Origin of the sequence: Streptomyces sp. NPDC048644 (assembly GCF_043199105.1) — a bacterium.
In the GTDB taxonomy this organism is placed as follows: Bacteria; Actinomycetota; Actinomycetes; order Streptomycetales; family Streptomycetaceae; genus Streptomyces.
In genome coordinates, this window is the sequence record NZ_JBICVO010000002.1 from 172,144 (window position 1) to 184,450 (window position 12,307).

Here is a 12,307-nt window from a genome sequence, read left to right on the forward strand (position 1 = left end):
GGTGGCCGGCCGCCGCCGTCCGTAGTGTCCGCTGACATGACGAAGGACATCGCGGCGGAGCGACCGCTGTTCGTGCTGCCTGCCGATCCGCTGGGGCCCCGCCGGACGGATCCGCGGTTCGCCGGTGAGGCCGGGGCGGCGCGGGCGGCCGGCGCTGCGGTCGCGCTCATCGGCGTGGAGGAACTGCTCTCCGGGGACGCCGAAGGGGCGGTGGCGCGGGTGCCCCGCGGCACGGGCCCGGCCTGGTACCGCGGCCGGATGCTGCCCGCCGCGCGCTACGCCGAGCTGGCCGCGGCGCTGGAGGCTCGGGGCCGCACGCTGGTGACGTCCCCCGCCGCGTACCGCACGGCGCACGAACTCCCGGGCGGGGACGGCATGTTCCGCGGTGCGGTGACGCCGGCCGGTGGTGCGGTGCTGCGCGCCTGCGAGCCGTTCGGCGCGGGCGAGGCACGGGTGTGGTGGGTGGCAGGTGAGCCGGTGCTGACCTGCGCCCGTCCCGATACGCCTGAGCCGCTGCCGGTGCCGGTGCCCGATCTGACGTCGGTGGCGCCGACCGTCGCGGCGCTGGGGCTGCCGTTCGTGACGACGGACCTGGCGCGGCGCAGCGACGGCGGGTGGCGGGTGGTGGAGGTCGGCGACGGGCAGGTCAGCGGCCTGCCCGCGGAGGCGGTGGCGGGGCCGCTGTTCGAGGCGCTGGTGACCGTCGGCGCGGGCTTTCCGCTGACGCTCGCGGCGGGCCGGGTGGCGCTGCGGGCGCTGCTGCCGAGCGCGGCGGCACGGGTGGCGGACGGCGAGGGCGCGGGCTTCGACTGGATCGACGGCGCGCCGTCGGACGATACGTCGGGCGGCGCCGGGATCGTCGTGGCCGCCGCGGTCGCCGGGCGCCACCGGCCGGGCTGGGGCGTCTTCGTCCTCACCGACGCCGCCGACGGGAGGGCGCTGGGCAGTATCGGCTTCCACGGCCCGCCGGACGCCGACGGCCGTGTGGAGATCGGCTACGACCTCTCCCCTTCGGCCCGTGGCGCCGGCTGGGCGACGGACGCGGCGCGGCTGCTGGCGGGCTGGGCCGCGGGCCGGCCCGAGGTGCGGACGGTGTGCGCGACGACCGAACCGGACAACGTGCCCTCGCAACGGGTCCTGGAGCGGGCCGGTTTCCGCCCGGACGGCATGCGCGAGGAGTTGCGGGCCTTCACGTACGCCGGGCCCGGCGTCGTCCGCTCCTCGCCGCTCCCCCGCTGTCAGGTCAGCGGCTGACCTGCGCCGCCGCGCCGGGCACCCGGTGCCTGACGGTCGATCCCGACCGGTTCTTGACGACTTCGAGCTGGGCGGGGATGCGGCCCTTCAGGTCGGCGACATGGCTGACGATGCCGACGCTGCGGTCGCGTTCGCGCAGCCCGTCGAGGACGTCAAGTACCTCGTCCAGGGTCTGCTCGTCGAGGCTGCCGAACCCCTCGTCGATGAAGAGGGTGTCGAGACGGGTGCCGCCCGCCTCGTCGGTGACGACGTCGGCCAGGCCGAGTGCCAGCGCCAGCGAGGCGAAGAAGGTCTCGCCGCCTGAGAGGCTGGAGGTGTCCCGTTCCTGCCCCGTCCAGGCGTCGATGACGTGCAGGCCGAGTCCGGAGCGCCGGGTGCCGCCGGAGCGTTCGTCGGAGTGCACGAGGGTGTAGCGCCCGGATGACATCTTGTGCAGCCTGGCACCGGCGGCTGCGGCGACCTGTTCGAGCCGGGCGGCCAGGACGTACGACTCCAGGCGCATCCGCCGCTCGTTCTCGGCCGATGTGCCGGAGGTGAGGGTGGCGAGCCGGGCGATGAGGTCGTAGTCGGCGCGCAGCGGGGCCAGTTGGCGGGTGTCGGCGGTGGCCCGTGCGGAGAGCCGGTCCAGTTCGGCGCAGCGGTCGCGGGCGGCCTCGTACGCCGCGGTGGCGGCCCGCAGCCGGTGGCCCGCGCGCTCCAGTGCGTCGCGCGCGGCGTCCGGGTCGGCGGCGGGCAGCGCAGCCGCCGACCCGGCCTGCGAATCGGCCAACTCGGCGTGGACGGCGGTCGATTCTGCCTGCCAGGCGTCGACGCGTTCCTGGAGGGCGCGCCATTCGGTGTCCGTCAGCTGCGCGTCGGCCGCGGCCCGTGGGGTGTCGAAGCCGGCCCGCCCCGCGGCGTCGGTCAGGGCCGCTCTGGTCTCCTCCAGACGGGCGGACGCCAGGCCGGCGGCGCGGGCGGCCTCCGCGGCGTCGGCGAGCCGCGCCACCCGGCTCTCCAGGCGGTGGGCCCGCTCGGCGACGCTCGCGCAGTCCCCGCGCGCCTGCGTCAACTGCTCGTCCAGGGCCGCGCCTTCGCGGTCCAGCGCCTCACGTTGCGAGGTGCGGGCGGCGGCTCTGCGTTCGGCCTGCTGCTGTGCGGCGCGTCGGCGTTCGTATTCGCTCTCGGCGCGGTCGAGCGCTTCGCGTGCGGCGTGCAGGTCGGCGCCGGCGGCGTGCTCCCGTGCGTGGTCGGCCCGCAACTGCTCGACGTGCGCGGCGAGTTCAGCGGCCGGGGTGTCGCCCGCCGTGGCGGTGGCGCCGGCCAGCGCCTCCTTGACGGCCTGCCGGTGCCGCTCGGCCTCCTGACGCGACTCCTCACGGGTGTGGTGGGCGGCGAGCGCGGCTTCCTCGGCCGCCCGGTCGACGTGCCCGGCGCCGGCGCGAGCGGGCGCGGGGTGCGCGGTGGCGCCGCACACCGCGCAGGGGTCGCCGTCGCGCAGCCCGTCGGCGAGTTCGGCGGCGATGCCGCGCAGCCTGCGGTCCTTGAGGTCGAGCCAGTGCTCGCGGGCGGCGGCCGACCGTTCCCTGGCGGTGAGCAGTTCCGCATCGGCGGTGCGGACGTCACCGGCCAGCCGGTCGCGGCTGCGGGCCGCGTCCAGGCGTTCCTGGGCGGGGTCGATGCGGGCCCGCAGCTGTTCGGCGCGGGCGGCGGCTTCCTGGGCCGTCTCGATGCGGCGCCTGAGTGCCTGGCGGGTGGTGTCCCAGCCGGTGAGCCACTGTGCGGCGTCCAGCAGCGCCTGGTCGTCGGCGCGTGCCTCGCGGTCGATTCCGGCGCGCTCTGCGGCGATGTCCGCGGCCCGGCGTTCGGCGCGCCGGGCCGCGGCGAGCGAGCCGAGGTCCTCGCGCGAGCGGCGTTCCAGGGCGGCGAGCCGGTCGCCATCGGCGCGGGCGAGGTCGGCGGGCAGCAGGGAGCGGCAGTGCTGTTCGGTGCGCAGGGCGGTGTCGTGTTCCCTCCTGGCGGCGTCGTGCAGGGCGAGTGCGGGCGCGACATCGGCGGCGGCCCTGGCGCGCGCCAGCCGGGTGCGGGCGTGCTCGCAGGCGTCGGCCGTGGCGTCGAGCTGCGCGGCGCGGCGGCGGGCGGCGGCGTACCGCTGCTGGAGCCGGTCGCGTTCGCGGGCTTCGTCGAACCGCTCCGCGGCGGCCCGCTCCGCCGTCTCCGCCGCCCGTACGGCGGTGTGCGCGCCCGTCAGCCGTTCGCGTGCGCTCACCCTGGCGACCGCGGCGCGGACGAGGACGGTTTCGGCGAAGCCCGGCTCTCCCGGGCCCGGCGCGGCTTCGGGTGCCGGTGCGGCGGCGGTACGGGACGAGGGGCGGCCACCGGCAGCGGCCTGGCCGGGGATGCGCGCGCCCGCAGGTTGCCGTGTCCGGCCGCCGGAGCGGTCCCGTGCGGCGGGGGCGGGGGCCGCGGCGCCCGGTGCGGGGAGCGACGGGTCGGCGAGGTCGGCGCAGTCGCCCGCCGCCTGGGTGAGGCGGTGGGCCAGTGCCAGCAGCCGGTCGTCACCGGCGGCGACGCGGTCGGCGGCGGCTTTGCGGCGGGCGGCAAGACGCTCTTCGAGCGCGGCGAACCTGCGGGTGTCGAAGAGCTGGCCGAGCAGCCGGGCGCGGGATTCCGCGTCGGCACGCAGGAAGCGGGCGAAGTCGCCCTGCGGCAGCAGCACCACCTGGCAGAACTGTTCCTTGCTCATCCCGATGAGCTGGCCGATCTCCTCGCCGATCTCCTGGTGGGACCGGCTGAGCGCCTTCCAGTGGCCCGCCGCTCCTTCCCCGTGTCCTGGCACGTACTCGCGCAGCAGGCTCTGCGCCTTCTCCCTGGTCGTGCCGGTGCCGCGCTTCTTGGGGCGGGTCTGCTCGGGCAGCCTGGTGAGCTCCAGCCGGCGTTCCGCGACGGTCAGTTCGAGGACGACTTCGGTGAGCGTGAACGGGTCGGCGAGGTCGCTGCGGAGCGCCTGGCCGCTCTGCCTGGCGCCCGGCACCGAGCCGTACAGCGCGAAGCACACGGCGTCCAGGACGGAGGTCTTGCCCGCTCCGGTCGGCCCGTGGAGGAGGAAGAGGCCGTCCCGCGAGAGCCGGTCGAAGTCGACGGTCTGGGTGGCGCCGAACGGCCCGAAGGCGGTGACGGCGAGCCGGTGCAGCCTCATCGGGCCACCTCGTTCACCGCGTCGTCGAGCCGTACGTCGTCGATGGCCGACCGCAGCACGGCGCGCTCCTGCGCGTCGGCGGCGCGCCCTGACCGCACGTGTTCCACGAAGTCCTCGGCGATCTCCTGGTCGCTGCGTCCGCGCAGCCGCTGGGCGTACGAGGCGAGCGAGGTGGCGGGCCCCTCGTCGGGGTCGAAGACGAGGCTGACGATGTGCGGGAAGCGCTCGGTGAGGCGGGCCATCGGCTCGTGCGGGCGTACCGGGTCGGTGAGCGTCGCCTCCACCCATGCCGTTGTGTGGCGGTCCAGGTCCGGGTCGTCGAGCAGGGTTTCCAGGGGGCCGCGGACGCGGGCCAGCGGGCGGGGCACCGGGCAGTCGATCCGTTCGGCGTGCACCGTGCCGTCCGCGTCGAGGTCGATGAGCCAGGAGGACTTGCGGTGGCCGGCCTCGGAGAAGGAGTAGGCGAGCGGGGATCCTGAGTAGCGGACGCGGTCGGTGAGCGCCTGGCAGCCGTGCAGATGCCCGAGCGCCGCGTAGTCCACGCCGTCGAACACGGACGCCGGGACGGAGGCGACGCCGCCGACGGTGAGGTCGCGCTCGCTGTCGCTGACGGTGCCGCCGGTGACGAAGGCGTGCGCGAGCACCACGGACCGCGTCCCGGCCGGCCGGGCGGCCAGGTCCGCGCGCACCCGGTCCATGGCGGCGCCCAGGACCTCGGTGTGCCCGGCGCGGGGGGCGCCGAGGGTGTCGCGTACCAGGGCGGGTTCCAGGTAGGGCAGTCCGTAGAACGCGACCTGGCCGTGCGCGTCGTCGAGGAGTACCGGGTCGGCGCAGTGTTCCGGGTCGGTCCGCAGGTGGATGCCGGCCTTTTCCATGAGCCCCGAGCCGACGCCCAGCCGGCGGGCGGAGTCGTGGTTGCCGGAGATCATGACGGTGGGGACGCCGAGACCGGCGAGGCGGTGCAGGGCGCTGTCGAACAGCTCGACGGCGGCGAGCGGCGGCACGGCCCGGTCGTAGACGTCCCCGGCGACGAGCACCGCGTCGACCGCGCGGTCGCGGACCGTCGCCACGAGGTGATCGAGGTAGGTGCGCTGGGCGTCCAGCAGGCTCACGCGGTGGAAGGCGCGGCCCAGATGCCAGTCGGAGGTGTGCAGAATCCTCACAACACCGCTCCGACCTGCATATTTACCGCTCCTCCTGTTCCGTGCCCCGCACGGAACCTGCACGGGTACCGCGGTCAGCACCGACCACGTTAGCGCCGGGTGCCGCCGGGCCCGTCACCGACCTCGGTTTGCCGCCCGCGCCGGAGACCGGCCGGCGCGCTACGGGGCGACCGGTACGGCCCGCTGCCCCGGGCCGTCGTAGGAGGCGAGCGGCCTGATGAGCGCGTTGTGGGCCAGCTGTTCCGTGATGTGGGCGCTCCAGCCGGTGATGCGGCTCATCACGAAGAGCGGGGTGAAGGTGGGGGTGTCGAAGCCCATCAGGTGGTAGGCCAGGCCCGCCGGGTAGTCGAGGTTCGGGTGGATGTCCTTCCGGGCGAGCACGGCGGCGCGCAGGACGCCGTGGAGTGCGCCGAGACGGGTGGCTTCGGGGGCGGCGGCGCGGGCCAGCAGGCGGTCCAGGGCCTCCTGCCGGGGCGGAATCCGTGGTCAGCCCGCGTGCGAGGTATGCCGCTCCGGATCGGCCGCGTCCCGCCGGGTGACCGTCAAGAACACCACCAGGCAGAGGATGACGGCCAGGAACAGCACGCTGGTGATCACGGTGCCCAGGCCGAGCCCGCCGTCGGCGGTCGGCTGGGACAGGTAGTCGCCGATCGAAGCGCCCAGCGGCCGGGTCAGGATGTAAGCGATCCAGAAGCTCCACACCGCGTCCAGTCCCAGGCCGAAGTGCGCCGTCGCCCTCGCCCGTACCGTCCCCGGGCGAGCCATGTCTGCCATGCGTATCGCCACCGGGTCGTACGGAGCCGTGCCCCCAGTTAGCGTGATGGCGCGGCACGGATTGTGATCACCGAGGGCGACGACGCCATCGGAGACAGGCGTGCCACGACGCTGCAAGCCCAGGGCCACGACTGCGGCTGGCGCCCTGATGGAGCGGCGGCGCTGGCCCGCGCCGGGCGAGGCCCCGCCGAGTTGGTGCTGCTGGTTCTCGGATTGCCGGACGCGGACGGATTTGAACTGTGCCGGAGCCTCAGAGAGCGTCTGCCGGGGATCGTACTCGTGATGCTGACGGCACGTACCGGTGAGATGGACGTGATCCAGGCGTTGGAGTCGGGCGCCGACGAGTATCCGACCAAGCCATTCCGGCTCACCGAGCTGCAGGCGCGGATCGCCGCCCGTCTACGACGTGCCGAGCCAGGAAGGTAGCCCCGGCCGGATCCGGCACGGCGCCCTGCTGTTCGGCCGCACTGCCCGGCGCTGCCTGATCCCGACTGGCGAGGTGGAACTGCGGCCCAGGGAGATCGACCTCCTCGTCCGGCTGGCCACTTCCGTTGGCCGTGCGGTAAGCGGGAGGACTTGATGAGCGACGTATGGGACGAGAACTGATTCGGTTCCGCCGAGACACGCTCGACGTGCATGTGGCGGCGCTGCGCCACGAGCTGGGTTGCCGGGCACGGAACACGACCCTGCGGTATTTGTCGTTCTCCCCGCCTTTGAGAAAGAGCCGCTGATTCATGACCGCCTCCGTTGACGCGCACGTCCGCTTCGACACCCACCCACGCACCCCAGCGCCGTGACCGCCGCCCTCACCCACGCCCAGCCCACATCCCCCACGTTGGCCTGGAAGCCGCCAACTGGGCGCTCCGCGTTGATCTCACCCTGTGGCGGACCCGTCGGCCTCCTCTCTCACCGGGCGTGCCCAGCCGTCCGGTGTCACGCTGGAGATGAGCTCCGGCCTGTGAATGTGAGGAGCGGATATGGAGATCAGACCGCAGGCAGCCGTCATTCCCAAAGAGACCGATCATCTGGAACAGGGGAAATACGGCCCGGTTTTTCCGAGGACTCCGGCCTGCTACGGGTTCACCATCGTCGCTAAGGTCAAGCCAGGCAGGGCCGCGGCCGTGCGGGAGCACGGCCATGCCCTGGCCAAGGCGCTGGAGCAGGACCCGTATCTTCTCGCGCCGTTGAAGCTGCACTATCTGCGCTGGGTTCTCTTCGATGACGACACACGGTTCATGTACCAGGGGATCTTCGACACCGACTTCGACAAGTACACCGAGGACGCCGTCGCGCTGTTCTCCAAAGCCGGTGTGAGCACCACCTTCGAGAATCTCGAAGGGTTTCCCGAGGACTGGCGGACGAACCCAGAGGCGTTCGTGCGCTTCGTACGGGAACACCACTGCCCGAGCTTCATCGAGTACGGCGAGTATCCATATGTGACGGCGGACGAGATCAAGAAGGCCCTGCGGATCAAGAGCGCCCTGTCGGAGATGCTCGACCAGATGCAGTGAGACGATCGAAATGAGCGAGGCCAGGACCGCGCGCACGTACAACCAGCGGCACATTCCGCGGGCGTACACGCCCGGCGGGCGGCGGGTGAGCGTCTACGTCTCGTGGAGCTATCCGGCCGAGGCCGGTCGCAACGCGGCCGAGCTGGACAACCGCTTCTCCACGATGACCGAGGTCAGGCGGGTGGCATGGCCGGCCTACGAAGACCCTCAGTGGTCGGATCCCTATCGGTTCCAGCAGGGCATCGCCGGGTCGCTGGAGCTGTTCTTCCGGGCCTGGGTGCCGTTCCAGGAGTGCGCCGAGGAGATCACGGGACATCCCGTACCGGTGTATCAGCGCATCGACCAGGCCGGTTTCTTCACGCCGCTCGACGAGCGGGTGCTCGACGACACGGACGTGCTGTTCGTGTTCGGGCTGGACCACGCGGTCACCGAACAGGAGGCCCGGCCCGGGGAGATCGAGGCCCTGCGGGCGTTCCTCCGGCGGGAGGACGCCTGTCTCGTCCTGGGCCCGCACCACGACGTCGGTGCCTCGGACGACCCTAAGGTCCGGGAGATGGAGTACCGCCATCACGGCGATCCCCTGGTACCCCGGCAGCAGCGCTTCGCCACCTACGTCCGGGACGTCATGCGGGGCCTCGGGGTGCCGGTCATGAACCGGTACGGGCTTCGTCCGGCAACGCGCGAGGGCAACCGGATCGCCCCGCTCTCCGCTATCAGGGACCTTGACCCGAAGGGCTGGCTCGACGGGGTGACGCACTTCAACTTCCACCTGCATCTGCCTCACTACGACGTGACGGCCGACGCCCCGGACGCCGTCCGCGTGCTGGCCAGGCAGCCGATCGACATGTCCCGACCGCATCCGTTCACCGAGGCCGGCAACACGGAGTTCACCATGTTTCTGTGGATGCCGCCCGACGGCGACCGCGCGGCCGATCTGCTGCTGGCGGACTCGACGATCTTCAGCTCCTTGTTCGGCGGGGACAGCAGCCTGCGGAACTTCTGGCGCAACCTCGTCTCCCGGTAAGACAGCGAGGAGGTCAACCGTGAGTGTGCACACGGACGTCGCGCTGGAACTCGACGACATTCAGCGTGGAGTTCTCAGCCCCAGGCCGACCCCTTACGCGGCGACCTACCTCGCCTTCCGCATCGACGACCGGGATCACGGGCGGGAGTTGATGCGGCGCGCGAGTACGACGGTGACCTCTGCGGCGGACTCGGTCAGCCCGCTCGGGGACACCTGGGTGAGTGTGGCCGTCACCTGCCGCGGCCTCGAGGCACTGGGGGCACCGAGCAGTGCGCTGTCCACGTTCGCCTGGGAGTTCCGGCAGGGGATGGCCGCCCGTGCCCGAGCGCTGGGCGATGTGGGCGAGAGCGGCCCCGAGCACTGGGAAACGCCATTGGGCGGCCCGGACATCCATGTGGTGTTCACGGCGGTCGCACCGGACCCCGACCGGTTGGAGGCGGCCATCGACCGGGCACGCCCGGCGTACGACCGACTGTCCGGCGTGACGGCGATATGGCGGCAGGAATGCTGCGCACTGCCCACCGAGACCGAACATTTCGGCTATCGCGACGGGATCAGCCATCCAGCTGTCGAAGGCAGCGGGATACCGGGTTCCAACCGGTTGGATGTGCCGCTCAAAGCCGGTGAATTCGTCCTGGGACACCAGGACGAGATAGGCGGCATACAGAGCCCGCAGCCGAATGTCCTGGGCCGCAACGGAAGTTACGCGGTCTTCCGCAAGCTCCACCAGAATGTCGCCGCATTTCGGCGCTATCTGAGGGACAACGCCACCGGGCCCCAGGACGAGGAATTGATCGCCGCGAAAATCATGGGACGTTGGCGCAGTGGCGCCCCCTTGGCACTGGCTCCGCAAGCCGACGATCCCGCGCTCGGCGCCGACCCGGACCGCCGTAACACCTTCCTGTACGAGAGCGACGACCCGGCGGGCTTCACGACGCCCGGCGGCTGCCACATCCGCCGGGCCAATCCCCGCGACGCCAAGGTGGCAGGGGAAGTGCGGCTGCACCGCATGATCCGCCGCGGCGCCGTCTACGGTCCGCCGCTGCCCGAGGGAGTGCTGGAGGACGACGGAGCCGACCGTGGCCTAATGTTCGCGTTCGTCGGCGCCCATCTGGGGCGGCAGTTCGAGTTCGTCCAGTCGCAGTGGATGAACGACGGCGTCTTCTTCGGTGCGAACGACGCGAAGGACCCCATCACCGGATCCCACGACGGCGCCGACCGCTTCACCGTTCCCCGGCAGCCGCTGCGCCGACGGCTCGCCCCGCTGCCCCGGTTCGTCATCACCCGAGGAGGCGAGTACTGCTTCCTGCCGAGCCTGACCGCTCTGCGCTGGCTCGGTGACCTTCACGACTGACAGCGTGAGGGAACGCCCGATGGGCCCGCGGGGCACCCGACGGAGACCCTGCACCTGGCACTCAACGCCGTCACCGTCATCTTCATCGCGGCCACCATGTTCGCTGCCGGCCTGGGTGTGCCACGGTCCTGGCACTGCGCGGCATCTTCACCAACGCCCCGCTCCTGCTGCTGGCACTGACGCCAACCCTTCAGCGGCGGCCCTGCAGAGGGTGAGCGCCCGCCGATCCGCCGCAGCACGACCGAGCCAGCGGAGTTCGCACACCACCACTACACGGTGCGCCTCACTGAGCGCGCCTTCATCGACGGCGCGGGCGAGGACGGCGTCGAAATCATTGCCCAGGCTCGGGTCAAGGTCCCGGACATCGCCGGTCCTCCGGCGAAGTCCGGGACGTTCGTGCCGGGCAACCGGGGCCTGCGACCAGCCTGGAGCCCTGGATTTCCCTCCCCCGGTGAGCGTCACCGCCCCGGCTGGCGATCCTGGCCTGGAGGGCCTGCGCTGGGTCACCCTGTACCGGGCAGTCGAAGTTGCTGATCGCGTCCTCCCGGTACTGCGCCAAGTCGCGAACCTCACCGATCAGGCCGCCACAGACTCCTGATGCACGCTCACGAAGTCCCCGCCCACGCGACGGTCAGGGCATCGACAGGGCGGCGCCATGGCCCGCGACGACGCAGCTCGACGGCCAGCAGCCGTCCGCCGTCCTCGATCACAATAGGGACCTGGTGCGGGAGTGGGTGGTGGGAGCGACTGAGCCCGCGCCGCACGGCGAGGAGTTCGTCCCCTCCCGGCTCTCCTCGATACGGAGGTGGCGGACGACCTCGCCGCGCGCGTTCACGATGGCGCAGTCCTGCATGTTCTGTGACCAGTCGCCCCCGGCCCACCAGCGCGGCATCCGCGCATCCCCTCCCTGCTAGTACATATATGCATCACGCAGGGTGGTGCGTGCGGCCGAGCGGGGAGGACGCGGGATCATGAGCGCAGAGACACTGGCGCAGTGGTACGAGGAGGAGGGCGGCGTGCGCGGCGACCGGCTCCCCTGGGCATACACCACCGGCACGTGGCCACACGACGCCGTCCCCGGCGACGACGCGCCGCTGCCCGTCTACTACAGCCTGTCCATGGCCCGCACCCTCGACGTCCTGTGCACACGCCGCGAGATCTCTCACCGCGCGCTGTCCCTCGCCGCCGGTCTCGCGCCCAACTCTGTCGGCCGCATCGTGCGCGGGGAGGTCTACCCCGACCTCGCCAGCATCGCGCGGCTTGAAGAGGCGATCGACGAATCGATCTACCCCAGTGGCCTCTACCGGCAGCACCACCGGTCATAGTCCGGCTAGGCGACCACCTCAACCACACCCGCCACCCGCGACAGAGCTCAGCACCCGAGCCGAAACGCTCCCCCGCCCCGCTGACCCGTCTCGGGCAGACCACGATCGGCCGCACGCTGCGCGGGGAAGTGCTGCCCGACCTGGGCACCTCGCGAAGCTGGAAGCCACCCTGCACTGACCGGCCACCAGACGGACCACCGCATGAAGTCCGCCCTCGACGCCCTGGCCGCCGCGATGGTGCGCACTCCGGCCGCCGAGCTGTTCGGCACGGGACCTTGGACCGTGGTCGAGCCCGGCGGCGTCCTTGGTGGTGCCCACAAAAGCCGACGCCTGGTTTCCCTCCACATGACCATAAAGGTCTGCGTTGGACGAGTCGCGTGGATGGAGACCCTGGTCGAAGATCTCCTGGGGATGACGGCTGTCGTTGCGATACAGCGGCTCGTGGTCTTCGCGCCACACCGGCTTGTGGCTGATGCTGTCGACGTCGACGCTACTGTCTGCGGCTGCGGGAAGGCTGCGAGAGTCGCCCGGCCCCAGGTGGAGGAACTCGCCGACGAGGCTGCCGGCCAGGGAAAGCCAGTAGCGGTGCGGCAGCAGACAGCCTTGGGGCTGCCGGTGGTGCCGGAGGTGTACTGGAGGTTCGTCTCGCCGAAACTCCTATCGGCACATGCCTGTCCGGACGGTCGCCCGGATTCCGATCGAGCAGCGGGCTCGCCGCCGTGAT

The 12,307-nt window shown here is 72.1% G+C and carries 11 protein-coding genes and 2 pseudogenes; 8 read left to right on the forward strand and 5 right to left on the reverse strand.

From position 1 onward, the window contains the following. Positions 1-36: 36 nt before the first annotated feature. Positions 37-1,254: a GNAT family N-acetyltransferase gene (locus ACGFNI_RS04855; protein ID WP_393680627.1), complete on the forward strand. Its 1,218-nt coding sequence runs from the start codon at positions 37-39 to the stop codon at positions 1,252-1,254. Here ACGFNI_RS04855 and ACGFNI_RS04860 read toward each other — a convergent pair. The 4 genes and pseudogenes from ACGFNI_RS04860 to ACGFNI_RS04875 form a co-directional block, all read right to left on the reverse strand. Next, a complete protein-coding gene (locus ACGFNI_RS04860; RefSeq protein WP_393680629.1) occupies positions 1,244-4,432 on the reverse strand; it encodes an AAA family ATPase in 3,189 nt (1,062 codons plus the stop codon). The two genes, ACGFNI_RS04855 and ACGFNI_RS04860, sit on opposite strands and share 11 nt — an antisense overlap. Beyond that, on the reverse strand, positions 4,429-5,595 hold the full coding sequence (locus ACGFNI_RS04865; RefSeq protein ID WP_393680631.1) for an exonuclease SbcCD subunit D: 1,167 nt from the start codon (positions 5,593-5,595) through the stop codon (positions 4,429-4,431). The genes ACGFNI_RS04860 and ACGFNI_RS04865 overlap by 4 nt, the downstream gene beginning before the upstream one ends. A 159-nt stretch (positions 5,596-5,754) precedes the next feature. After that, positions 5,755-6,078: pseudogene (locus ACGFNI_RS04870) on the reverse strand (citrate/2-methylcitrate synthase); the annotation flags it as partial. Positions 6,079-6,081: 3 nt separating this feature from the next. Further along, a pseudogene (locus ACGFNI_RS04875) lies at positions 6,082-6,342 on the reverse strand (hypothetical protein); the annotation flags it as partial. 90 nt (positions 6,343-6,432) lie between these two features. On the opposite strand from ACGFNI_RS04875, the gene ACGFNI_RS04880 reads away from it, so the two are divergent. From ACGFNI_RS04880 to ACGFNI_RS04910, 7 genes are all read left to right on the forward strand, one after another. Then, a complete protein-coding gene (locus ACGFNI_RS04880) occupies positions 6,433-6,795 on the forward strand; it encodes a response regulator (RefSeq protein ID WP_393680633.1) in 363 nt (120 codons plus the stop codon). A gap of 551 nt (positions 6,796-7,346) precedes the next feature. Next, entirely contained in the window at positions 7,347-7,880 is a 534-nt protein-coding gene (locus tag ACGFNI_RS04885) for a hypothetical protein (protein WP_393680635.1), read from the forward strand. Positions 7,881-7,890: 10 nt separating this feature from the next. Further along, a complete protein-coding gene (locus ACGFNI_RS04890) occupies positions 7,891-8,904 on the forward strand; it encodes a hypothetical protein (protein ID WP_393680637.1) in 1,014 nt (337 codons plus the stop codon). 19 nt (positions 8,905-8,923) lie between these two features. Continuing rightward, positions 8,924-10,258: a Dyp-type peroxidase gene (locus ACGFNI_RS04895; protein ID WP_393680639.1), complete on the forward strand. Its 1,335-nt coding sequence runs from the start codon at positions 8,924-8,926 to the stop codon at positions 10,256-10,258. A 451-nt stretch (positions 10,259-10,709) separates the two neighbouring features. Then, positions 10,710-10,856: a hypothetical protein gene (locus ACGFNI_RS04900; protein ID WP_393680641.1), complete on the forward strand. Its 147-nt coding sequence runs from the start codon at positions 10,710-10,712 to the stop codon at positions 10,854-10,856. A gap of 139 nt (positions 10,857-10,995) precedes the next feature. Beyond that, positions 10,996-11,172: a hypothetical protein gene (locus tag ACGFNI_RS04905; RefSeq protein WP_393680643.1), complete on the forward strand. Its 177-nt coding sequence runs from the start codon at positions 10,996-10,998 to the stop codon at positions 11,170-11,172. A 57-nt stretch (positions 11,173-11,229) separates the two neighbouring features. Beyond that, the gene (locus ACGFNI_RS04910) at positions 11,230-11,583 is read left to right on the forward strand and encodes a hypothetical protein (protein WP_393680645.1); all 354 of its coding nucleotides are present in this window, start codon (positions 11,230-11,232) and stop codon (positions 11,581-11,583) included. An 18-nt stretch (positions 11,584-11,601) separates the two neighbouring features. On the opposite strand, the gene ACGFNI_RS04915 is transcribed toward ACGFNI_RS04910, so the two are convergent. After that, entirely contained in the window at positions 11,602-12,042 is a 441-nt protein-coding gene (locus ACGFNI_RS04915) for a hypothetical protein (RefSeq protein WP_393680647.1), read from the reverse strand. Positions 12,043-12,307: the final 265 nt, after the last annotated feature.